The organism is Ornithinimicrobium sediminis (assembly GCF_021272345.1).
Taxonomy (GTDB): domain Bacteria; phylum Actinomycetota; class Actinomycetes; order Actinomycetales; family Dermatophilaceae; genus Ornithinicoccus; species Ornithinicoccus sediminis_B.
Genome location: NZ_JAJSDQ010000003.1, coordinates 355,270 through 377,808, shown reverse-complemented (window position 1 = coordinate 377,808; position 22,539 = coordinate 355,270). Strand labels below are relative to the sequence as shown.

At 71.8% G+C, this 22,539-nt stretch carries 22 protein-coding genes; 10 read left to right on the top strand and 12 right to left on the bottom strand.

Going from position 1 to position 22,539, the window contains the following annotated elements:
* Positions 1-17 precede the first annotated feature (17 nt).
* The 3 genes from acs to LVO85_RS09565 form a co-directional block, all read right to left on the bottom strand.
* Complete coding sequence (gene acs, locus LVO85_RS09575; protein ID WP_232747211.1) at positions 18-1,997, bottom strand: acetate--CoA ligase; 1,980 nt, start codon at positions 1,995-1,997, stop codon at positions 18-20.
* Between the two features lie 72 nt (positions 1,998-2,069).
* Entirely contained in the window at positions 2,070-3,710 is a 1,641-nt protein-coding gene (locus LVO85_RS09570) for a solute symporter family protein (RefSeq protein WP_232747209.1), read from the bottom strand.
* On the bottom strand, positions 3,707-4,048 hold the full coding sequence (locus LVO85_RS09565; protein ID WP_232747207.1) for a DUF485 domain-containing protein: 342 nt from the start codon (positions 4,046-4,048) through the stop codon (positions 3,707-3,709). Before LVO85_RS09565 ends, LVO85_RS09570 begins: the two co-directional genes overlap by 4 nt.
* 283 nt (positions 4,049-4,331) lie before the next feature.
* Between LVO85_RS09565 and LVO85_RS09560 the strand changes: the two genes are divergently transcribed.
* From LVO85_RS09560 to LVO85_RS09550, 3 genes are all read left to right on the top strand, one after another.
* Positions 4,332-5,117, top strand: coding sequence for a nucleotidyltransferase domain-containing protein (locus tag LVO85_RS09560; protein WP_232747206.1), 786 nt, complete (start codon positions 4,332-4,334; stop codon positions 5,115-5,117).
* A gap of 298 nt (positions 5,118-5,415) precedes the next feature.
* The gene (locus LVO85_RS09555) at positions 5,416-6,015 is read left to right on the top strand and encodes a DUF1294 domain-containing protein (protein WP_232747204.1); all 600 of its coding nucleotides are present in this window, start codon (positions 5,416-5,418) and stop codon (positions 6,013-6,015) included.
* Between the two features lie 154 nt (positions 6,016-6,169).
* Positions 6,170-7,477 carry a choice-of-anchor B family protein gene (locus LVO85_RS09550; RefSeq protein WP_232747202.1) on the top strand — a complete coding sequence of 436 codons (1,308 nt, stop codon included), beginning with the start codon at positions 6,170-6,172 and terminating at the stop codon, positions 7,475-7,477.
* 92 nt (positions 7,478-7,569) lie between these two features.
* Here LVO85_RS09550 and LVO85_RS09545 read toward each other — a convergent pair whose 3' ends face one another.
* Entirely contained in the window at positions 7,570-7,761 is a 192-nt protein-coding gene (locus tag LVO85_RS09545) for a DUF6767 domain-containing protein (RefSeq protein WP_232747200.1), read from the bottom strand.
* Between the two features lie 61 nt (positions 7,762-7,822).
* On the opposite strand from LVO85_RS09545, the gene LVO85_RS09540 reads away from it, so the two are divergent.
* A complete protein-coding gene (locus LVO85_RS09540; protein ID WP_232747198.1) occupies positions 7,823-8,290 on the top strand; it encodes an SgcJ/EcaC family oxidoreductase in 468 nt (155 codons plus the stop codon).
* A 15-nt stretch (positions 8,291-8,305) separates the two neighbouring features.
* On the opposite strand, the gene LVO85_RS09535 is transcribed toward LVO85_RS09540, so the two are convergent.
* The 5 genes from LVO85_RS09535 to LVO85_RS09515 form a co-directional block, all read right to left on the bottom strand.
* Positions 8,306-8,887 (bottom strand): DUF305 domain-containing protein, encoded by a 582-nt coding sequence (locus LVO85_RS09535; protein WP_232747197.1) that lies wholly within the window; start codon positions 8,885-8,887, stop codon positions 8,306-8,308.
* A 183-nt stretch (positions 8,888-9,070) separates the two neighbouring features.
* Positions 9,071-10,585: a sodium/solute symporter gene (locus tag LVO85_RS09530; protein ID WP_232747195.1), complete on the bottom strand. Its 1,515-nt coding sequence runs from the start codon at positions 10,583-10,585 to the stop codon at positions 9,071-9,073.
* On the bottom strand, positions 10,582-10,986 hold the full coding sequence (locus LVO85_RS09525) for a hypothetical protein (protein WP_232747193.1): 405 nt from the start codon (positions 10,984-10,986) through the stop codon (positions 10,582-10,584). Before LVO85_RS09525 ends, LVO85_RS09530 begins: the two co-directional genes overlap by 4 nt.
* A 3-nt stretch (positions 10,987-10,989) precedes the next feature.
* Positions 10,990-11,739 (bottom strand): LytR/AlgR family response regulator transcription factor, encoded by a 750-nt coding sequence (locus LVO85_RS09520; protein ID WP_232747191.1) that lies wholly within the window; start codon positions 11,737-11,739, stop codon positions 10,990-10,992.
* Between the two features lie 9 nt (positions 11,740-11,748).
* Positions 11,749-12,945 carry a sensor histidine kinase gene (locus LVO85_RS09515; protein WP_232747190.1) on the bottom strand — a complete coding sequence of 399 codons (1,197 nt, stop codon included), beginning with the start codon at positions 12,943-12,945 and terminating at the stop codon, positions 11,749-11,751.
* A gap of 133 nt (positions 12,946-13,078) precedes the next feature.
* Here LVO85_RS09515 and LVO85_RS09510 point away from each other — a divergent pair, with 133 nt between their 5' ends.
* From LVO85_RS09510 to LVO85_RS09500, 3 genes are all read left to right on the top strand, one after another.
* The gene (locus LVO85_RS09510) at positions 13,079-13,360 is read left to right on the top strand and encodes a GlsB/YeaQ/YmgE family stress response membrane protein (RefSeq protein WP_269813220.1); all 282 of its coding nucleotides are present in this window, start codon (positions 13,079-13,081) and stop codon (positions 13,358-13,360) included.
* Positions 13,361-13,511: 151 nt separating this feature from the next.
* Positions 13,512-14,963: a sodium/glutamate symporter gene (locus tag LVO85_RS09505; RefSeq protein WP_232747189.1), complete on the top strand. Its 1,452-nt coding sequence runs from the start codon at positions 13,512-13,514 to the stop codon at positions 14,961-14,963.
* A 22-nt stretch (positions 14,964-14,985) separates the two neighbouring features.
* Entirely contained in the window at positions 14,986-15,399 is a 414-nt protein-coding gene (locus LVO85_RS09500; protein WP_232747188.1) for a hypothetical protein, read from the top strand.
* Positions 15,400-15,447: 48 nt separating this feature from the next.
* Here LVO85_RS09500 and LVO85_RS09495 read toward each other — a convergent pair whose 3' ends face one another.
* On the bottom strand, positions 15,448-15,795 hold the full coding sequence (locus LVO85_RS09495; protein WP_232747187.1) for a VOC family protein: 348 nt from the start codon (positions 15,793-15,795) through the stop codon (positions 15,448-15,450).
* Between the two features lie 73 nt (positions 15,796-15,868).
* Here LVO85_RS09495 and LVO85_RS09490 point away from each other — a divergent pair, with 73 nt between their 5' ends.
* The 3 genes from LVO85_RS09490 (at position 15,869) to LVO85_RS09480 (ending at position 17,994) form a co-directional block, all read left to right on the top strand.
* The gene (locus LVO85_RS09490) at positions 15,869-16,540 is read left to right on the top strand and encodes an AIM24 family protein (RefSeq protein WP_232747186.1); all 672 of its coding nucleotides are present in this window, start codon (positions 15,869-15,871) and stop codon (positions 16,538-16,540) included.
* Positions 16,541-16,592: 52 nt separating this feature from the next.
* Positions 16,593-17,219, top strand: a complete 627-nt coding sequence (locus LVO85_RS09485) for a flavodoxin family protein (RefSeq protein WP_232747185.1) — start codon at positions 16,593-16,595, stop codon at positions 17,217-17,219.
* A 79-nt stretch (positions 17,220-17,298) separates the two neighbouring features.
* Positions 17,299-17,994, top strand: a complete 696-nt coding sequence (locus LVO85_RS09480) for an MBL fold metallo-hydrolase (RefSeq protein ID WP_232747184.1) — start codon at positions 17,299-17,301, stop codon at positions 17,992-17,994.
* Between the two features lie 25 nt (positions 17,995-18,019).
* Here the strand turns inward: LVO85_RS09480 and LVO85_RS09475 are convergent, their stop codons facing one another.
* Positions 18,020-20,518: a phosphoketolase family protein gene (locus LVO85_RS09475; RefSeq protein WP_232747183.1), complete on the bottom strand. Its 2,499-nt coding sequence runs from the start codon at positions 20,516-20,518 to the stop codon at positions 18,020-18,022.
* A gap of 81 nt (positions 20,519-20,599) precedes the next feature.
* Positions 20,600-22,432 carry a cell wall-binding repeat-containing protein gene (locus LVO85_RS09470; RefSeq protein ID WP_232747182.1) on the bottom strand — a complete coding sequence of 611 codons (1,833 nt, stop codon included), beginning with the start codon at positions 22,430-22,432 and terminating at the stop codon, positions 20,600-20,602.
* Between the last annotated feature and the right edge of the window lie 107 nt (positions 22,433-22,539).

The following is a 22,539-nucleotide window of genomic DNA, read 5'->3' as shown; positions in this document are numbered from 1 at the left end:
GCGGTGGCCGCCGCGGGTCAGTCGCTGCGGAGGCCCTCGGAGATCATCGTCATCACCGAGGAGTCGGCCAGCGTCGTGACGTCACCGACCTCGCGGTGCTCGGCGACGTCCTTGAGCAGCCGGCGCATGATCTTGCCCGAGCGTGTCTTGGGCAGCTCGGCGACGACCATGATCTGGCGCGGCTTGGCGATGGGACCGATCTCCCGGCCCACGTGCGCCCGCAGCTCCTGCACCAGGTCACCACCCTCCCCCGGCTCGTCCGCCTCCTCGACCGCCTCCGAGCGCAGGATGACGAAGGCGCAGATCGCCTGGCCGGTCGTGTCGTCGGCCGCCCCGACCACCGCAGCCTCCGCCACCTTGGGGTGCGACACCAGGGCCGACTCGATCTCGGCCGTCGACAGCCGGTGGCCCGAGACGTTCATCACGTCGTCGACCCGGCCCAGGAACCAGATGTTGCCGTCCTCGTCGCGCTTGGCGCCGTCCCCGGCGAAGTAGAGGCCGTAGAACCGCGACCAGTAGGTGTCGCGGTAGCGCTGGGGGTCGCCCCAGATGCCGCGCAGCATGGCCGGCCACGGCTCGGTCAGCACCATGTAGCCCGCCACCCCCCGCTCCACCGGCGCGCCCACGTCGTCCACGACCTCGACGCAGATGCCCGGGACGGCGACCTGGGCCGACCCCGGCCGGGTGGGCGTGACGCCCGGCAGCGGGCTGATCATGATGGCCCCGGTCTCGGTCTGCCACCAGGTGTCCACGATGGGGCAGCGCTCGCCCCCGATGACCTCCCGGTACCACATCCACGCCTCGGGGTTGATGGGCTCACCCACGGAGCCAAGCAGCCGCAGCGAGCTCAGGTCGAAGCCGTCGGGGATCTGGCGGCCCCACTTCATGAAGGTGCGGATCGCCGTCGGCGCGGTGTAGAGGATCGTCACGCCGTAGTCCTGGACGATCTCCCACCAGCGCCCCTGGTGCGGGCTGTCCGGCGTGCCCTCGTACATCACCTGGGTCGCGCCGTTGGTCAGCGGGCCGTAGACGATGTAGCTGTGCCCGGTCACCCAGCCGACGTCGGCCGTGCACCAGTAGACGTCGGTGTCCGGGTGCACGTCATGCACGACGTGGTTGGTGTAGGCCGCCTGGGTGAGGTAGCCGCCGGTGGTGTGCAGGATCCCCTTGGGCTTCCCGGTCGTGCCGGAGGTGTAGAGGATGAACAGCGGGTGCTCCGCGTCGAACCGCTGGGCCTCGTGCGTGGCGTCCGCGGCCTCGAGCGCCTCGTGCCACCACAGGTCGCGCTCGTGCCAGGGGGTCTCCTGGCCGGTGCGGCGCACGACCAGCACCGAGGTCACGCTGCTCTCCCCGTGGTCCAGCGCCGCGTCGACGGCCGGCTTGAGTGCCGACGGTCTGCCGCGGCGGTAGCCTCCGTCGGCCGTGACGACGACCTTGGCCCGGGCGTCGGCGATGCGGCTGTGCAGCGCCTCGGCCGAGAACCCGCCGAAGACGACCGAGTGCGGCGCCCCGATGCGGGCGCAGGCGAGCATCGCCACGACGGCCTCGGGGATCATCGGCAGGTAGATCGCCACGGTGTCGCCGGCGCCCACGCCGAGCTCGGTGAGCACGTTGGCGGCGCGCTGCACCTCCTCGTGCAGCGCGGCATACGTGATGTCACGCGTGTCGCCGGGCTCGCCGACGAAGTGCAGGGCGACCCTGCTGCCCAGGCCCGCCTCGACGTGCCGGTCGACCGCGTTGACACAGGCGTTGAGCTCACCGCCGACGAACCACCTGGCGAACGGCGCCTCGCTCCAGTCGAGCGTCTGCGTGAAGTCGGTGCTCCATGAGACGTACCGCCTGGCCTGCTCTGCCCAGAAGCCCAGGCGGTCGGCCGCTGCCGCGTCGTACAGCTCCTGCGTGCCGTTGGCCTGGGCGGCGAACTCGGCGCTGGGCGCGAACGTGCGCTCCTCGTGCAGCTGGGTGTTGACGCTGTCGGTGGGCACGGTGCTGGTCATCGTCGGCTCCTTGCGGGGTGGGGCGGGTATGCCGGGGCGCGGGCGGGTCTGCGCCCGCACCCCGGCGGTGGGTCAGTGCGACAGGGTCTCGGCGACACCGTGACCGGTGAGGCTGCGGACCTCCATCTCGGCGTACTTCAGGGCGTTGTACTCCTTGCTGGTGACCGTGCCGATGTAGCCGAGGAGGAAGCCCAGGGGGATCGAGACGATGCCCGGGTTCTCCAGCGGGAACCAGCTGATGTCGACGGCGGTGTTGGTGATCATCGACAGGCTCTCACCCGTGGCGGGGTCCACCTTGCCCGACACGACGGGGCTGAAGATGATCAGGCCGATCGCGGAGGTGAGCCCGCCGTAGATGCTCCACAGGGCGCCGCGGGTGTTGAACCGCTTCCAGAACAACGAGTAGAGGATCGTCGGCAGGTTGGCGCTCGCGGCGACCGCGAAGGCCAGCGCCACCAGGAAGGCGATGTTCTGCCCGTAGGCCAGGATGCCGCCGACGATCGCGACCATGCCTCCGCCGAGGGCGGCGAACCGGGCGACCCGGACCTCCTCGTCCTGGGTGGCCTTGCCGTCCCGGAAGACCTGGTTGTAGAGGTCGTGGGCGAACGTCGCACTGGTGGTGATGGTCAGCCCGGCCACGACGGCGAGGATCGTGGCGAACGCGATGCCGGACACCACGCCCAGCAGCACGGAGCCGCCGAGCTCGAAGGCCAGCAGCGGTGCCGCCGCGTTGGCCTTGCCGGGGGCGGCCAGGATGGCCTCCTCGCCCACCAGGGCGGCTGCGCCGAAGCCGACCACGAGGGTCAGCAGGTAGAAGCCGCCGATCAGCCAGATCGCCCACTCGACCGACTTGCGGGCGGCCTGCGACGTCGGGACCGTGTAGAAGCGGATCAGCACGTGCGGCAGGCCGGCGGTGCCGAGCACCAGGGCCATCGCCAGCGAGATGAAGTCGAGCTGGGTGAGACCGGAGAGGCCGTACTTCAGGCCGGGGTCGAAGAGCGCCTCGCCGCTGGGGGAGCTGTCGGCCGCGGCCTGCATGAGCGAGGAGAAGCTGAACCCGAACATGGCCAGCACCCAGACGGTGATCATGGCGGTGGCCGAGATGAGCAGGACGGCCTTGATGATCTGCACCCACGTGGTGCCCTTCATCCCGCCGATCATGACGTAGCCGATCATGACGGCGCCGACGACGGCGATGACGAGGTACTGCGCCACCTGCGAGTCCAGGCCGAGCAGCAGGGAGACCAGGCCACCGGCCCCGGCCATCTGCGCGAGCAGGTAGAAGAACGAGACCACCAGGGCCGAGGTGGCTGCGGCGATGCGCACCGGCTTCTGCCGGAGGCGGAAGGAGAGGACGTCGGCCATCGTGAAGCGGCCGGTGTTGCGCATCAGCTCCGCGACCAGGAGCAGGGCGACCAGCCAGGCCACGAGGAAGCCGATGGAGTAGAGGAAGCCGTCGTAGCCCTGGATGGCGATGGCCCCGGCGATGCCGAGGAACGAGGCGGCGGAGAGGTAGTCGCCGGCGATGGCCACGCCGTTCTGCCGCCCGGAGAAGGCGGCGCCTCCCGTGTAGTACTCCGCCGCGGTCTTCTTGCCGGAGGCGACCTTGATGACGACGGTGATCGTGAAGACCACGAAGGCGGCGAAGACGCCGATGTTGAGCCAGGGGTTGCCGACGTTGGCCGTCACACCGTCCTGCAGGAGAAGGTTCATGCCCGGTCCCCCATCTCGTCCATACGGGCCACGAGTGCCTCGGCGCGCGGGTCGAAGACACGGTTGGCCCAGCGGGCGTAGACGAAGGTGATCGCGAAGGTCGTCACGAACTGGCCGAGCCCGAAGAGCAGGCCGATGTTGACGTTGCCCCACACGCGGATCGACATGAACTCGGGCAGCAGGACGGCGGCCAGCACGTAGGCGAAGTACCACGTGAGGAAGAAGGCCGTGACGGGGAAGACGAAGCGACGGAAGCGGCTGCGCAGCTCCTGGAACTCCGGCGTCTCCTGCAGCGCCACGTAGGGGTCGCTGCTCGTGGACTGGGTGGGCGTGGCCACGGTGCACCTCCGGGATCTCGGATGCCTGGCCTCGTTGCCCGGCCCGCTCACTGTCCGACACCGGGTGCAGGCCGCGGAAGACTCGTCGTCGCGTTCGTCGGCGGACGGCCGGGCCCACCACGACGAGCGGTCGGTATGCCGCGACGAGCGGTCGTCGGGCCGGTGCCGCCCGGCGCTAGCGTGGTCAGGCAGGCGTCCCGCACGAGGAGATGAGCGATGAGCAGGTCCGTGGTCCACGTCGGCACGGTGCAGCCCCTGGGCGGCGGACGCCAGGACACGCCCCGTGCGTGACCCGCGCGAGGGCAGGTCCCCCGAGGGCCTGGTCGTCACCGGCGCACGGCGGGACAGGGTGCCGCCGGCGTTCGAGCCGGTGCTGTCGGCGGCCACCCGCGCCATGGACGACGGGGCCTCGCTGTACCTCTACGGCTCGGTGGCCACCGGCACGGCCGTCCCCGGACGCTCCGACGTCGACCTCGTGGCCGTCGGCGTCCCGGACGAGCAGGCAGCCGCTCTCGGCGCCGAGCTGAGCGCACGCTTCAGCACCCTCTGCCGCGGCGTCACGGTCGGCGTGTCCCGACCGGACGAGCTCACCGGCGACAGCGACGCGGCATACGGCAACCGCGTGTTCCTCAGGCACTACTGTGTCTGGCTCGCCGGCCCGGACCCTCGGGCCGACCTGCCACCCTGCCCCGCCGACCGCCGGGCCGCGCGCGGGTTCAACGGCGACATAGGGCTCAGCCTGGCGCGCTGGCGCCGCCTCGTCGGCGAGGTCGAGCCGGGGCCCCTGGGCCGCCGGGTGGCCCGCAAGAGCCTGTTCGCGGTCGCCGGCCTGGTGAGCCTGCACGACAGCACCTGGACCACGGACCGGGTCGGCGCCGCTCGCCGATGGGCGCACCTGCACCCCGGGATGGCCGGGAGCCTGCAGGACCTCCAGGCGTGGAGCCAGGGGCACCGGCACCCGGACGGGCCAGCGGTGACCGGTGCACTCGAGGGGGTCGTGCCTGCCGTCGTCGCGCAGTTCAGCGAGCGGATCGGCCTGTGGCCGGACCCCGGTCCGGCCGAGCCCTGATGCTGCCGTCCCAGCGCATGCCCATCTGCCGGCGCCACCGCGCCTGCAGGACCTCGACCAGCAGGACCCACGTCGCGACCGCGCCCAGGAAGATCCCGGGGAAGGCAGGGCTCATCGTGTCGGCCCACCCCCCTCGCCTGTCGTCGACAGCTACCGCAAGGCCGACGGGCGGGCGAGGTCCTGGTGCACCACGGCGACGTTCGGCCCGACACACCCGCGTCGGACCGGCAGGACGCACGCGGGCACACCGGCGGCTGCCCTATTCTCCGGTGCAGGGCCCTGGGCCAGAGGAGAGCAGATGAGCACGACGCGCAGGCAGGGGACGGTCACGGACTGGGACGACGACCGGGGGTTCGGCTTCATCGCGTCGAGCACCGGGGGCCCCCGGGTCTTCGTCCACGTGAGCGCGGTCGCGGGCGACAGACGGCCCGCCGTGGGCGACCTCGTCAGCTACCGCGAGGGCAGCGACGACCGCGGCCGGCCACGGGCGGCCGACGTGGCCTTCGCGGCGTCGCCAGGTGTCACCCGGTCTGCTCCCCCAGGCCTACCCAGCGCCCTCGTGGCCGCCGCGGTCTTCCTCGGCCTGCTCGTGACCCTCCGCCTGCTGGACCTCGCACCCCTGCTCCTGCCCGCGGTATACGTGCTGGCCAGCACCGTCGCGGTCGGGCTCTACCGGACCGACAAGACAGCCGCCCGGCGAGGGACCCGACGTGTGCCTGAGTCCACCCTGCACCTCGTCGCCCTCCTGGGAGGCTGGCCCGGCGCTCTGGTCGCGCAGCAGGCGTTCCGCCACAAGACGAGGAAGCAGCCCTTCCGCACCGTCTTCTGGGGCACCGTCGTCGTCAACTGCGCCGCCCTGGCGTGGCTCGCGCAGCACATGCGCGCTGTCCTGGGCTGACCAACGTGTCCCTGCGACGATGACCCGGGGCGGGCGCCGGGATGTCGCTTTGCCCGCGGCATACCCTCTTGCAGATGTCTTTGCCTAAAGGGCGTTGTCGGCCTGCCCTAGGGGTGGTCGGATCGAAGGGTCCACCACCACGGAGAGGTTCGTCATGAAACGCCCACTGCTCCTTCTCATCACACTCATCGCCCTGTTGCTCGCCAGCGCCGTGCCCGCCTCCACCCACCCCAACGACGAGGCGGGGGAGGGCAAGGACGCACCTGCAGTCGAGCAGGACGAGGACTTCCCCACGCTCGAGTCCATCGGGAAGGGGGTGTACTCCGCACCCTGCGTGCGCGGCATGGCGGGCTACTTCCCCTGCGACAAGATCAACCTCGCCGCCTTCCTGCCGATGGACGCCATCGGCGGCGGTCGCGGTTCGGACGTGTGGGGCTGGACGGACCCCGAGACCGACCGGCGCTACGTCATCGCCGGGCGCGACAACGGCACGTCGTTCGTCGACGTGACCAACGCCCAGAAGCCGGTCTACCTCGGCAACCTGCCGACGTCGGGGACACAGAACGTCATCTGGCGTGACATCAAGGTCTACGACGACCACGCCTTCATCGTCGCCGAGGCCATGGGCCACGGGATGCAGGTGTTCGACCTGCGCCAGCTGCGCGGGCTCGACCGCAAGGCCGCACCGGTGGAGTTCGACGAGACCGCCCTCTACACCGAGTTCGGACGCACCCACAACATCGCCATCAACGAGGACACGGGCTTCGCGTATGCTCTCGGCAACCGCGAGGACCTGCAGTCCTGCAACGGCGGCCTGCACATGGTCGACATCCGTGAGCCCGCCTCGCCCACCTTCGCCGGCTGCTTCTCCGAGGACGGGTACACCCACGACACCCAGTGCGTCGTCTACGACGGACCGGACGCGGACTACGCCGGTCGTGAGATCTGCCTGAGCAGCAACGAGGACACGCTCACCGTCACCGACGTCACCGACAAGTCGGCACCCGTCATGGTGTCCCGCACGCCCTACCCGGGGCGGGCCTACACCCACCAGGGGTGGCTGACGGAGGACAAGACCCACTTCCTGATGGGTGACGAGGCCGACGAGCTCCGGTTCGGCCACGGCACGAAGACCTACATCTGGGACGTGAACAACCTCGACGCACCGGTGCTCGTCGACGCCCACGAGGCACAGACCCGGTCGATCGACCACAACCTCTACGTCAAGGGCAACCATGTCTTCCAGTCCAACTACCGTGCAGGCCTGCGCATCCTGGCCCTGGACGACGTCGCCGAGGGCAGCCTGACCGAGGTCGGCTACTTCGACACCTGGCCGGCCGACGACGACACGGCCTTCAGCCACGGCACCTGGAGCAACTACCCGTTCTTCGACAACGGGGTGGTCGCGGTCCACGGCTACGACGGCCTGTTCCTGCTGCGGCCCACGCTGCCGCAGAACTGACCCGGCGTCGCACCCACCGTCGGCACACCCAGCCGCCCCGGTCCCGTCCCGGCGACCGGGGCGGCTGCACGTCCGAAGCCCGGGTCAGGTGCTCAGGAGCGGCCGCCGGGGGTGGTGGCCGACCGCGCAGCACGCCGTCTCCGGGCCAGCTCCTCGCGCATCTCCGGGTCGTCCTGCACCAGGTAGACCAGCCCGCAGTCGTGCGGCCCCGTGGCGCCGGGCACGCAGAGCGTGCAGGGCTCACCGATCCTGACCGGGCACTTCGGTGGGGGTGCCTTCGGCACGGGCCTCGCCTCCACTGCATACGCTGAGACGGTCAACGCCCGCCCTCCCGGGAGGATTCCGATGCCGGCCCAGACCCCGCAGGAGGTCGCGCACGGCTTCGCCGAGGCCTGGAACCGTGGCGACGCCGACGCCCTGGCCGCACTGTTCGCCGCGGACGCCGACTTCGTCAACGTCGTCGGGCTGTGGTGGACGCGGCGGGAGCAGATTCGCCGCAACCACGCCTACGGGTTCACCCACATCTTCCCCGGCAGCACGATGAGCGTGGACCGTATGCGGGTGCGGGCGCTGGGGGAGGACATCGCCGTCGTGCACGTCCGGTGGAGCGTCGAGGGTCAGGTCGACCCCGGCGGCGGCTCTGCCGGGCAGCGGCACGGGGTGCTCGTGCTCGTCACCGCCCGCCAGGACGACGGCACCTGGCTGGCCGTGGCAGCGCAGAACACCGACCTGGTGCCCGGCGCCCAGACGCACGTGGTCGAGGAGGGTCGGATGCGGGCCGACCACTACGGCGCCGGACCCGTGCCGTCCTGACGCAGGCCGGACCGGTCAGGGCTGGGCCTCGAAGTCCGGCACCGGCCGCTCCTGCGCCTCGCTGTCGGTGGTCGCCGGTCCGTTGTCGCCGATGTCGTCGATCAGCCACGTCATCTCGGCGATCTCACGGCGCTGGGCCTCGATGATCTCGTCGGCCAGCTCGCGCACCCGCACGTCCTCGATGTCGGCGCGCTCGCTGGTGAGGATGGCGATGGAGTGGTGCGGGATCATGCCGCTCATGTAGGCACTGTCCTGCACGAAGACCTGGGAGCGGGACAGGAAGAGCGCCGCACCGCCGAGCACCAGGGCGGCGACGACGATGCCGATGTTGACTGCGGTGTTCTTGTACATCATCCCCCACATGAAGGCGAGCATGATGATGGCCATCGCCGACCCCATCAGCAGCGCCATGTAGACGCGCTCCTCGCTGAACATCATGTGGTCGACGACGTAGGCGTTGGTGTAGGTGAGCAGGAACATCACCGTGGTCGACGTGGCGATCATCGCGCCGAACCGCAGGTACATACGGCGCTCGTGGGCCTTGTGCTCGTCCCGGGAACCCTCGGTGGACTTCCGGTCCTGCGACGTGTCGCTCATCGTGCCGCCTTCCTCTCGTCCATGGTCTCTCCCTCCTGTGACGCTATCGCCGACGGACACCACAGGCACGTGGGGGCTCTCGCCCGCAGGCTCACCCGGTGCCCGATGTGCGCTCGGGTGCGCCGTTCGAGACCGCCACGCGCGCGCACAACGGGCACGGGGGGTCAAGGTCCGGGGGCCAGCTCAGGTGCGGGCGCGCGCGCCCTCGGGCGTGTGCAGGCGGGCCAGGGTGCGCCCCGTGCCTCGCGGTATGCGGTGCGGGGTCGCCAGCGAGACCCCCACGGCCACGGCTGCCGCGACCGGCACCGTCCAGGCCCCGGGCTGGGCCAGCAGGGCACCCGGCCAGCCGCCGAGCTCGCCCAGAGCCAGGGTGGCGGTGACCGCGCCGGTGGCCAGGACCCCGCCGACCACCAGCCCCGCGGCAGCACCGGCGGTGGTCAGGCGTGGCCACCACACCCCGAGCACCAGCAGCGGGGCGAAGGTCGAGGCGGCCACGGCGAACGCGAGCCCGACCATGGTCGCCAGCGAGATGTCCCCGATGACCGGGCTCACGGCATACGGCACCGCGGCGGCCAGGACCGCCGCGAGGCGGAACGCCCGCACCTCGGAGTGGTCACCCCCGGACAGCCGCGCCAGGACCGGTCGCAGCAGGTCCTGGCTGATGACGCCGGTCACCGAGACGGTGAGCCCGGAGGCGGTGGAGAGGAAGGCCGCGAACGCTCCTCCGGCCAGCACTGCGGTGAGCAGCTCACCGCCGAGGCCCGGCAGCATCTCGGAGGGCAGCCGCAGGGTGACCGAGTCGACCCGGGCCCCCTCCGGCAGCGACGGGAGGTAGGTCCGGCCCAGCACCCCGTAGAGGGGCGTGAAGACGTAGAAGGCCCCCAGCAGCGCGATGACGGTCACCGTGGTCCGGCGGGCCCCACCGCCGTCGGGGTTGGTGTAGAAGCGCACGAGCACGTGCGGCAGGCCCATCGTGCCGAGCGCGAGCGCCAGCAGGAGCGAGTAGGTGCGGTAGAGGCCGTGCTCGTCGCCCGGGCCGGCCAGGGGGAGCCGCCACGCCAGGTCGGCCACGGGCCCCGGCCCCCCGTCCTGGGCCCACACCGCGAGCAGCACGAAGGCGGGCACGGCGATGGCGGTGAGCTTCAGCCAGTACTGCATGGCCTGCACCAGCGTGATCGAGCGCATGCCGCCGGCCGCGACGCTCAGCACGACGACCACGGTGACCACCGCCCCGCCCAGCCACAGCGGCGCCCCGGTGACCAGCGCCAGCGTGATGCCCGCCCCGGCGAGCTGGGGCAGCAGGTAGAGCCACCCGATCCCCACCACCAGCACCGAGCAGACCAGCCTGACCCGTCGGGACTCCAGCCTCGCCTCGGCGAAGTCCGGCAGCGTGTAGGCACCGGATCGGCGCAGCGGTGCCGCCACCAGCACGAGGAGCACGACGTACCCCACGGTGTAGCCGACCGGGAACCACAGCATGTCGACGCCCCGGTCGTAGACCAGGCCGGCGATGCCGAGGAAGGACGCGGCGGAGAGGTACTCCCCCCCGATGGCGCTCGCGTTGCGGAACGGCGTGACGGTGCGCCCGGCGACGTAGAAGTCGCTGGTCGCCCGGGAGACCCGCAGCCCGAAGGCGCCCACGGCCAGGGTCAGCAGGCAGACGAAGGCCACCGCGCCGGCGCTCAGCGGCACGTTCACCCGCGACCGACGATCTCGGCGAAGTCACGCTCCAGGCGCTCGGCGGCGCGGGCGTACCACCGGGCCGCCAGGGCGGCCACCGGGTAGACCAGCCCGCCCAGGACCAGCCAGGGGAACGGGATGCCCAGCACCCCCAGCTCGCGGGTCGCGGGAACGGCCAGGAAGAGCACCGGCAGCCCGCCCAGCGCCAGCACGCCGACCCCGAGCACGGTCAGCGACAGGCGCAGCTGGGCCCGCAGCAGGCCCTGCAGGTAGATCTCGCCCAGCCCGGTCTGCTCGGCCAGGTCGCGCGACAGCGCTGCGCCGCCCGCCGGTCGGGCGGCACCCCGGCGGCTGCTGGTCACGCGCACCCGCCGGGTATGCCGGGTCTGCTGCGGACGGGGCTCGCTCGGCTCGTCCATCGCTCAGCCGCGCTCGTCCCGACGGGGTCCGAGCAGGGTGTCCCGCAGGTCCTTGGCGTGCCGGCGGCTGACCGGCAGCTCGGTGTCGCCGAGGGCCACCGCATACCGTCCGTGGCTCATCCGCACCTCGGTGACGTGGGCGAGGTTGACCAGCGTCGAGCGATGGATGCGCAGGAAGCCGGCGCCGGACCAGCGCTCCTCCAGCGTCCCCAGCGGTGTGCGCACCAGGTGCGAGCCGGTGTCCGTGTAGAGCCGGGCGTAGTCGCCCTGCGCCTCGACGTAGCGGATCGAGCCCCGGGCCACGAAGCGGGTGACCCCGCCGAGCTCCACCGCGACCGTCTCGTCGGGCTCGGTGGCGGCGCCGGCCGGGAACACCGCGTCGACCGCCCGGCGCACCGCCTCGGCCAGCCGGTCCTCGCGCACCGGCTTCATCACGTAGTCGACGGCCCGCACCGCGAAGGCGTCGACGGCGTGGTGGTCGTGCGCGGTGACGAAGACGACCTGAGGGCGCTCGGCGAACCGGGCGACCACACGGGCGAGCGCCATCCCGTCGAGACCCGGCATGGAGATGTCGCTGAAGACGACGTCGACCGCCCGTCCCTCCAGCGCCCGCAGCGCCTCGGTGCCGGAGGACGCGGTGACCACCTCGCCGATGCGTGGGTCGCGCTCGAGCAGGTAGGCCACCTCGGACAGCGCCGGCAGCTCGTCGTCGACGACGAGAGCGGTCAGCGGCCTGCGCGCGGCACCGGACATGGCTGCAGGCTACGCCGCAGGGTGGACGCCGGGAGCGTACTTCGGGATGCGGAAGCTCACCTTCGTGCCCAGCCCGGGCGCGGTCTCGACCACCAGGCCGTGGTCGTCGTCGTAGACCTGGCGCAGCCGCGCGTCGACGTTGCCGAGCCCCAGGCTGTCCGACTCACGCACCCCGTCGAGCACCTGTCGGACCACCTCGGGGTCCGCCCCGACACCGTCGTCCTCCACGACGATCTCGGCCTCGGACCCCCGGTCGGTGGCGGTGATCGACACGTGGCCCACCCCCTCCTTGCCGGCCAGCCCGTGCCGCACGGCGTTCTCCACCAGGGGCTGCACCACCAGGTAGGGCACGGCCAGGGGGAGCACCTCGGGCGCGACCAGCAGGCTGACCTGCAGCCGGTCACCGAACCTCGCCTGCTCCAGCACCAGGTAGCGCTCGACGTTGCGCAGCTCCTCGGCCAGCGTCGTGAAGGCACCACCGCGCCGCAGGGCGTACCGGGTGAAGTCGGCGAACTCGAGCAGCAGCTCGCGCGCCCGGTCGGGGTCGGTGCGCACGAACGAGGCGATGGCCGCCAGGGAGTTGTAGGTGAAGTGCGGGCTGATCTGCGCCCGCAGCGAGCGCAGCTCGGCCTCCATCGCCCGGGTGCGTTCGCGGTCGAGCTCGGACAGCTCGACCTGCGCCGACACCCAGGCCGCGACCTGCTCGGTGGCGCGCGCCAGCCCGGCCGACGGACGGGCGGCGTAGGCGGTGAGCGTGCCGACCACGACGTCCTCGCTCACGAGCAGAGCCACCACCGCACCGCGGACCGGGCAGTCGGGCCGCGCGCACGCCACCTCCTCCCGGCCCAGCACCACGACACGGCCGGTGTGCCGCGCCGAGGCGGCCAGCGCCACAGCTGTCCCGGCGTGGTGGTCGGCCGCGCCGTCCCACGCCAGCACCCCGCCGGTGTCGCACACCGCGAGCGCCGACGCGCCCAGCATCGAGCGCAGGTCCTTCGCCGAACGGGCAGCACCCTCGGCCGTCAGCCCTGCGCGCAGGTGGCGGGAGGCCTGGGACACCGTGCTCAGCGTCTCGTAGGTCGCCCGGTCGACGTCCGAGAGGAAGCCTCGGGCGCGCTGCCTCCTCCAGAGCAGCACCAGCGCACCCACCAGCACGAAGGCGCCGGCCACCACGATGGCGGTCGGGAGGTGGAAGGCGCCTGGCACGATCTGAGCGTAGGCCCCTGTAGGGTGGAGGGTTGGCAGCCGGTGTGGCGTGGTGGCGAAGGAGCCCTCACGTCATACCTTGTTGCCTGTCAGCGGCCTTTCAGGGGCGCATCCACCACACAAGGAGTTCCCCATGTTTCTCGACATCCTCGGCTTCCTCGTCGCCGGCCTGATCATCGGTGCGCTCGCGCGCCTGCTCAAGCCCGGCAAGCAGGGTCTCAGCCTCGTCATGACGCTGCTGCTCGGCGTCGCCGGCACCCTCATCGGCGGCTTCCTCGCCAGCCTCATCGGCACCGGTGACATCTTCGAGCTCAACGTCCTCGGCTTCATCCTCGCGGTCATCGCGGCCGTGCTGCTCCTCGGTGTCGCCGAGGGCATGTACTCCAGCAACGCGAAGAAGAAGAACCTGACCTGAGCGGTCGGGCGTCTGACGCCCGCCACCTGCCGTCAAGGCCATGTCGTCGTGCGCTCCGCACGCGGCATGGCCTTCGGTGCATGACTCGCTGGAACGCCGAGTCAGTGGGACCGTGTGCCGAGCAACCTGCCCACCGGGGGAAGGATCGGGGATGTCGGCACAGCAGATCGGTTTCGCGCTGATGGTCTTGGGGGTCTTCCTCCTCATCGGCAAGGTCATCCGGGTCAAGAGCGGGCTGGTGCAGCGGCTCTTCCTCCCCAGCTCCATCATCGCGGGGTTCATCCTGCTGTTCCTGGGCCCGCAGGTGCTCGGCCAGGTCATGAGCGCGCTGGGCAACGACACGTTCACCGATGCCGGGCTCTTCAGCGAGGAGATGCTCTCGGTGTGGTCGACCCTGCCGGGGCTGCTCATCAGCATCGTCTTCGCCACCCTCTTCCTCGGTCAGACCCTGCCGACCCCTCGCCGGGCCGCCCGCCTGGTGGGCCCGCAGCTCTCCCTGGGGGTGGCGCTGGGGTCCGGGCAGTACGTCGTCGGGCTGCTGCTCGCCGTCGCGGTGCTGGTGCCGGTCTTCAGCACGACGCCCATGGTGGGCGCCCTCATCGAGATCGGCTTCGAGGGCGGCCACGGCACGGCCGCCGGCATGCGCCCCGTCCTGGAGGAGCTGGGCTTCGAGGACGGGGCGGACCTGGCGCTGGGCATCGCCACCGTCGGCATCGTCGGCGGCATCCTGCTCGGCATCGTGATGATCAACTGGGCCGTCCGCACCGGGCGCACCGAGATCGTCCGCGACGACGTGAGGACCTCGATCGAGGAGCAGAAGGGCCTGTTCGCCAAGGACGAGAACTACCCGGCCGCGATGATGACCAGCAGGCCCGCCTCGGTCGAGCCTCTCACGCTGCACATGGCCATCGTGGCGCTGGCCATCCTCGTCGGCTGGCTGCTGCTGAGCGGTCTGCAGTGGGTCGAGCAGCTCTGGTGGGCCGACAGCTTCGAGCTCTTCGAGTTCGTCCCGCTCTTCCCGCTGGCCATGCTCGGGGGCGTCGTCGTCCAGCTCGTGGCCGAGAAGGCCGGGGCGGGCCATCTCATCGACCACCAGATGATGCTGCGCATCCAGGGCCTGGCGCTGGACTTCCTCATCGTCAGCGCCCTGGCGACCCTGTCCATCCAGGCGATCGGCGAGAACCTCGTGCCGTTCCTGCTGCTGTGCGCCGCAGGCATCGCCCTCAACGTCGGGATGTTCCTCTGGCTGGCGCCCCGGATCATCCCGCGCTACTGGTTCGAGCGCGGCATCGGGGACTTCGGCCAGTCGATGGGCGTGACCGCGACCGGGCTCATCCTCATGCGCATCGTCGACCCGGAGTCGGACAGCCCGGCCTTCGAGGCGTTCGGCTACAAGCAGCTGGTCTTCGAGCCCTTCTTCGGCGGCGGCCTCATCACGGCGGCGTCCATCCCGCTCATCTACCAGTTCGGCCCCTGGCCGCTGCTGGTGGCGATGGCCGCGCTCTTCGTCGTCGCGGTCGTCGGGGGCTACGCCTACTACGGACGAGAGGTCCGGCAGGGCAGGAAGGACCGGCCGGCCGAGGCCAGGTCCGGCGTCGGCTGAGGCGCCACCTACGATCACCCCCATGGACGCCCTCACCGCGCTGGCCGTGGCCGCGGCCCTGCACGCGGGCTTCCAGCTCACGGTGACGTCGGTCGTCTACCCCGCGCTGGCGCGGGTGCCGGCCGAGCGGTGGTCCACGGCCCACGAGGCGCACGGCCGCTCCATCGTGCCGGTCGTCGGGATCACCTACCTCGGGCTCGCCGGCACCGGGCTGTGGGCCCTGATCGTCGCCCCGGGCAACCCGTGGGTGTGGCTCTCCGTCGCGGGCGCCCTGGTGGCGGGGGTCACCACCGCGGCCGTCGCAGCGCCGACCCACGGTGCGCTCGGACGGGGACGGGACGACGCGCTGCTGGGTCGCCTGCTCGTCGCCGACCGGGTCCGCAGCCTGGGGGCCGTCGTGGCCCTGGCCGGAGCCCTGGCAGCCCTGCTCGTCTGAGCGTCCCGTCCCTCGTGTGGACGGGCGAGGAGGGGGTCGAGCCGAGCCTCAGGGCGACTGGATCAGCCCGATGACGTTGCCGTCCGCGTCGCTGACCGACCCCAGGAGCCTGCCCCCGCCCACGTCGACGACGGCCTGCTGCTCCATCGCGCCCCGCTCGACCAGCGCGGCCATGGTGCCCCGGATGTCGTCGACGTGCCAGTAGCTCGTCGGCTCCGTCAGCCCCCGGGCATGCCCGTGCGGGTCGAGCCCGATGTGCTGCCCCGCCAGGTCGTAGCCCACGTAGTCGGCGGTGTCGGTGGTCGGCTCCACCCCGAGCAGCCGGGTGAACAGCACCTTGGACGCCTCGGCGTCGTGGACCGGGTAGATGACGGTCTGCAGACCGGTCGTGCTCATGGGAACCTCCTTGACGTGGCGGAAACCAGACAGAGCCTCCCACAGAAGGGCGCTGCGCGGATACCGTCTCACCATGAAGAGCGACCTGACGGAGCACCTCGAGCGGTCCACCGAGCCGGGCACGTTCGTGCTGCAGAACCCACGGATGCTGAAGGTCGACCTGGCCGGCACCAGCGGCCACTTCTTCGCCAAGCAGGGGTCGATGGTCGCCTACCAGGGAGACGTCGACTTCGCCTACCAGGGCAGCGGCGGTGTCGGCCGGATGTTCAAGAAGGTGCTGACCGGGGAGGGCATGCCGCTGATGAAGGTCAGCGGCTCGGGCGACGTCTTCCTGGCCCACGACGCCGACGAGATCTTCCTCCTGGAGCTGGAGGGCGAGTCGGTCACCGTGAACGGCGGTGCGGTCCTGGCCTTCGAGAGCTCGCTGGAGTGGGACATCCAGCGGGTCGAGGGAGCCTCCATGCTCAGCGGCGGCCTGTTCAACACGACCTTCACCGGCCACGGTGTGCTTGCCGTGACGGCCCACGGCCGCCCGGTGGTGCTCCAGGTCGACGAGCCCACATATGTCGACATGCAGGCCGCCGTGCTCTGGTCGGCCGGGCTGCAGTCGAGCGTCCGCAGGACCGCCACCGCAGGGGCGCTGGTCGGTCGCGGCTCCGGTGAGGCCTACCAGCTGTGCCTCAGCGGCTCGGGCATCGTCGTCGTGCAGGCCTCGGAGGGCCACCCGACACCCGCGCGTTCCTGACCTCACGGTTCGTGCGGATGCGAGCGCGTGCCAGGACGACCATCATCGAGGGATGACCACTGCCACACAGACCCACGACCTGACCGCCCTGGCCATCAGCTGCACGCTCAAGCCGTCACCGCAGGCCTCGAGCACCGACCTGATGGCCCAGCAGGTGCTGGACCAGCTCGGCGAGCACGGCGTCGCCGGGTCGACGGTGCGCGCCGTCGACCTGGACATCCGCCCGGGTGTCGAGACCGACATGGGAGACGGCGACGAGTGGCCGACCCTGCGGCGCCTGGTGCGCGAGGCCGACATCGTCGTCCTTGCCACGCCCATCTGGCTGGGGCACCTGTCGAGCGTCGCGCAGCGCGTGCTGGAGCGCCTGGACGCCGAGCTCTCGGAGACCGACGACGAGGGCCGGCCCTCGATGTTCGGCAAGGTGGCGGTCGTCGCCGTCGTGGGCAACGAGGACGGCGCCCACGCGGTGAGTGCCGCAGCCTTCCAGGCACTGAGCGACATCGGCTTCACCGTCCCCGCCCAGGGAGCGACCTACTGGGTCGGGGAGGCCATGCAGGGCACCGACTACCGCGACCTCGAGGAGACCCCGGAGCCCGTGGCCGGCACCAACGGCATGGTTGCCCGCAACGCCGCCCACCTGGCCCGCCTGCTCACGGCCTCGCCCTACCCCGCCGGGTGACCTCCCCCGGGGTGCGGGCCCCCGTCGTCGCCCCCAGGCTCTACGGTGGTGCCCCGAGACCGACCCGAGGAGCGGACAGATGAAGCGAGTCGTCGCCCGTGGCGTGCACCAGCTGCCGGTGGGCTCCCACGCCTACCTGGTCGACGGTGACGAGGGCGTGACCCTGGTGGACACCGGTCTGCCCGGCCACGTGGACGTCGTCATCGACACGCTGGCCCACATCGGCCGGACCCCGCAGGACGTCACCGCCGTGCTCATCACCCACGCCCACTCCGACCACACCGGCAGCGCCGCCGCCGTGCGGTCGGCCACCGGGGCACCGGTGTCCATGTCGGCCCGCGACGCGGTCGTCGCCCGCGGGGAGGCCGGGACGGAGGACCCGCCCCTGCTGCAGCGGCTCGGGCCGCTCTCGAGCGTCGCGTCGCGAATGCTGCCCGAGGCCGACCCCGTCGTCGTCGACCACGAGGTGAGCGAGGGTGAGCGCACCGGCCTGCCCGAGGAGTGGTTCGTGGTCGCGACACCGGGCCACACGAGCGGGCACGTGTCCTACCTGCTCGACCGCATGGGGGGGCTGCTCTTCGCCGGGGACGCCGCCATGGTGGACAGGCACGGCAGGGTCGGCCGGGGGTGGGTCAACGCCGGCAGCGCCGCCGTCGACGCGAGCATCCACAAGCTGGCCCAGCTCCACTTCCGCGCCGCCTACTTCGGGCACGGAGGCTTCCTGAGCAACGACGCCGCGGCCGCCTTCCGGCGCTACGCCGCCGGCCTGGGCTGAGGCCGCCGGACCCGCCGGTGCTGCCTCAGTCGTTGTCTCCGCCGGTGTCGTCGGCGTAGGCCGGCCCGCCGTCGGCCATGGCGGTCTCCCCGACGTCGGGCCGCGTCCACGCCCGCACGATAGGGCTGTCCTGGCCGTGCTCACGGGTGTAGGCCCGTGCCTCCAGCCGGGCGTCGACCATTCGCTGGCGCAGGCCGGCGTAGCGCTGGCCCAGCCCCGGCACGCGGTCGATGACGTCGATGACCAGGTGGAAGCGGTCGAGGTCGTTGAGCATGAGCATGTCGAAGGGAGTGGTGGTGGTGCCCTCCTCCTTGTAGCCGCGCACGTGCAGGTGGGCGTGCCCGGTGCGCCGGTAGGTGAGCCGGTGGATGAGCCACGGGTAGCCGTGGTAGGCGAACACGATCGGCCTGTCGGTGGTGAAGATGGTGTCGAACTCCTGGTGCGACAGGCCGTGCGGGTGCTCGGTGTCGTCCTGCAGGCGCATGAGGTCGACCACGTTGACGACCCGCACCTTGAGCTCGGGGATCTCCTCCCGCAGCAGCGCCGCGGCGGAGACCACCTCGAGGGTGGGCACGTCGCCGGCGCACGCCAGCACGACGTCCGGGTCGCTGCCCGCCACCTCGGTGCCGGCCCAGTCCCAGATGCCCAGGCCGCGGGTGCAGTGCAGCGCGGCCTCCTCCACCGACAGGAACGACGGCGCCGGCTGCTTGCCGGCCACGACGACGTTGACGTACTGGCGGGTGCGGAGCACGTGGTCGTAGGTCGACAGGAGGGTGTTGGCGTCCGGCGGGAGGTAGACGCGGATGATGTCGGCCTTCTTGTTGACCACGTGGTCGATGAACCCCGGGTCCTGGTGCGAGAATCCGTTGTGGTCCTGGCGCCAGACGTGGGAGGACAGCAGGTAGTTCAGCGAGGCGATCGGCCGCCGCCACGCGATGTCGTTGGTGACCTTCAGCCACTTGGCGTGCTGGTTGAACATGGAGTCGACCAGATGGATGAAGGCCTCGTAGGAGTTCATCAGGCCGTGCCGCCCGGTCAGCAGGTATCCCTCCAGCCACCCCTGGCACTGGTGCTCGGAGAGCATCTCCACGACCCGTCCCACCCGGGCCAGCGGGTCGCCCTTGTCGGTGTCGAGCAGCTCCGCGTTCCACTGCTTGTCGGTGACGTCGTAGACCGCCTGAAGCCGGTTGGAAGCCGTCTCGTCGGGGCCGAAGATGCGGAAGGTCTGCGGGTTGAGCCGCACCACCTCACGCAGGAACTCGCCGAGCACCCGCGTCGCCTCCGTCGTCGGCGCCTCTCCGGGGTCGACGCCGAAGGAGCGCCAGTCCGGCAGGCGCAGGTCCTGCAGCAGGAGACCCCCGTTGGTGTGCGGGTTGGCGCCCATGCGCAGGGCGCCGGTCGGCGCCACAGCAGCGATCTCCGGCAGCAGGCGACCGCTGTCGTCGAACAGCTCGTGCGCCCGGTAGCCCTGCAGCCACCTCTCCAGGTCGTGCAGGTGCGCGTCGGTGTCCCGCGCGCTGGCCAGCGGCACCTGGTGCGAGCGCCACGAGTCCTCCGTGCGCCTGCCGTCGATCTCGGCCGGGCCGGTCCACCCCTTGGGCGTGCGGAAGACGATCATCGGCCAGGACGGGCGCTGCAGCTCCTCCCCGTCCTCCACGGCCGCGGCGGCTGACGCCTTGATCTGCGCGATCTCGTCCAGCACGGTGTCCAGCAGCTCGGCGAAGCGACGGTGGAAGGCCGCGGGGTCCTCGCCGTCGAAGCCGCCGGTGAAGAAGTGCGGCGTATGGCCGTAGCCCCGCATCAGGTCGGCGAGCTCCTCCTCCGGGATGCGTGCCAGCACCGTGGGGTTGGCGATCTTGTAGCCGTTGAGGTGCAGCACCGGCAGGACGACCCCGTCGGTGAACGGGTTGGTGAACTTGTTGGAGTGCCAGGAGGTGGCCAGCGGACCGGTCTCGGCCTCGCCGTCGCCGACCACGGTGAACGCGAGCAGGTCGGGGTTGTCGAAGACCGCTCCGTAGGCGTGCGAGAGGGCGTAGCCCAGCTCGCCCCCCTCGTGGATGGAGCCCGGGGTCTCCGGGGCGACGTGCGAGGGGATGCCGCCGGGGAAGGAGAACTGTCGGAACAGCCGGCGCAGGCCCTCGTCGTCCTGGGTGATGTCGTGGTAGGTCTCGGTGTAGGTGCCCTCGAGGTAGGTGGCGGCCACCAGTCCGGGGCCACCGTGGCCCGGACCCGTGACATACATCGCCGAGAGCTCGCGCTCCTTGACCGCCCGGTTCAGGTGGGCGTAGAGGAAGGTCAGCCCGGGCGTGGTGCCCCAGTGCCCGAGCAGCCGGGGCTTGACGTGGTCGACGGTCAGCGGCTCACGCAGCATCGGGTTGTCCAGCAGGTAGATCTGGCCCACCGACAGGTAGTTCGCCGCCCGCCACCACTGGTCGATGCGGACCAGCGTCTCGTCGGAGAGCTCGGCGTGGCCGGCGTCGGCGCGCGAGCGCCAGACGGCCCGGGGGGCGTGCGAGGTGCTCATCCTGTGACTCCTCAGCAGGGTCGGGTGGGGCTTCCCAGGAGTCTGGCACGGCCACCCCGGGCGTGCCCAGGGCCCGGTGCCTCAGGGCAGGTGCCGCTCCAGCTGCCAGCGCACCGTCTCCGAGACCGCTGCCGGCCCTCCTACGACCACGATGCGCTGCGGGCGCAGCCGCTCCAGCGCCGCGACGGTCGCCGGGGGCACGGCCTCCCGTCGCACCAGGAGGACGGGGGCACCCTGGTCACCTGCGAGGGCTGCCGCGGCGAGCGCGTCGGCGTACCCGGCGCCCGTAGCCACGTACACGACCGGGACGTCCGGCGGGTAGCGGTCGGCGAGCGTGGCAGCCGTGCCGTAGCGGTCGGCACCGGAGACCCGGACCGCCTCGCCCGTCGTGGTCCTGGCGGCGACCTCCGTGACGACCCCGGCAGACAGCGCTGCCTCACCACCGACCACGAGACCGCGGGCGGGACGCAGGGCGTCCAGTGCGTCTCCGACCCCGGCCGGCAGTCCAGCGCGACGGGAGAGCACGAGCGGCGCCTGCTGGTCCCCCGCGAGGGCTGCCGACGTCAGCGCGTCGGGGTAGTCTGCCCCCGTGGCGACGTAGACGGTCGCGGCGTCCGTCCCCGCCCGTCGGGCGACCTCGGCCGCGGTGGCGTACCGGTCCTTGCCGCTCACCCGCTCGACAGCGCCCAGGGTGTAGTCCTCGAGACCGGTCACGACGGCGTCACCGACCGCCGCCGGGCCGCCGACGACCGTGATGCTGCTGGGCTCCAGGCGACGCAGTGCCTCGTCGGTGGCCGAGGGCAGTGCGTCCGTCCTCGTCAGGAGCACAGGAGCCCCGGCCGCACCCGCTGACGAGGCCGCCGCCAGGGCGTCGGGGAACTGCTGGCCCGTGGCGACGTAGACGGGACCGCCCGGGGCGTGTGCTTCGGCGAGCAGCGCGGCGGTCGCGTAGCGGTCGGACCCACCGACCCGCTCCACGAGAGGCACCTCCGGCGGCGCGGACGCGAAGCCCGCCTGCGCCAGCCGGACGTGAAGGGCCTCGGCGAGGGTCGCTGTGTACGTCTCGGTGAGGTGGGTGCCGTCGGCGAGGACGGCGGCGCCCCCGACCACCGGCGGGCACGCCGGTGACAGGTCGGACTCAGGGCAGTACCAGTCGCGCATGTCGACGTACTCGGCGCCGGCGACCCGGGACGCCGCCTCCTCCAGGGTCTCGCTGCCGGAGAGGCCGCTCATCGTGTAGCTGCAGGACGCGACGTAGTCCCCGGTCGGCACCAGCGGCTCCAGGCAGGCAGGCACCTGGGTCGACGGTGACGGGGAGTCCCAGAGCGCCACGATCCTGTCGACACCGCGGGAGCGCAGGTCGGTCCAGATCGTGGTGTAGGCGTCGGCGACGCCGCGGCGCTGGCCCGAGGTCACGATCCGGTCCGGCGGCGAGGCACGCAGCACCTGGAGCAGGTTGTCATTGTAGGTGTCGCACGCCGGGTAGTCGGGCCGTGGGACCCCGGGGACGAAGCTGCAGGCGCTCTTGGTCCAGATGCGCAGGCGCCACCCCTCGCGACGCGCGATGGTGTCGAGGGGCGCGAACCACTGGCCGACCTTGGAGTCGCCCACCATGGCCACCTCCACGTCGCCGCCGGGGTCGCCGTAGACACAGCCCAGGAGGGTGACACCGGCAGCGCCCACGTGGCAGCCGTCGGCGTAGTAGGACGGTCGGTCGCCGACCGCCTGCTGCTCGGTGGCCGGGGTGACGGCCCCGGCGCGGGTGAAGGCTGCCTCGGGGGAGGCCGAGGGGCTCCGCCACGTCTCCCCCTTCATGGCGGCCGCGCCCTGCGGGCCGTCCGCCCCCGCTGTGGGAGCCAGGCCCAGCATCACCAGCGAGCACACGACGAGCAGGGCGGTGACGAGCTGTCGCATGCGACCTTCTCCGGGTGCGAGACGAGACCGACCGGAGGACGACGACTCCCGGCAGGTGCAGGCTACGACACCGGGGCGGTGCGAGGGCGGCGCTCGGGGCGACGCGC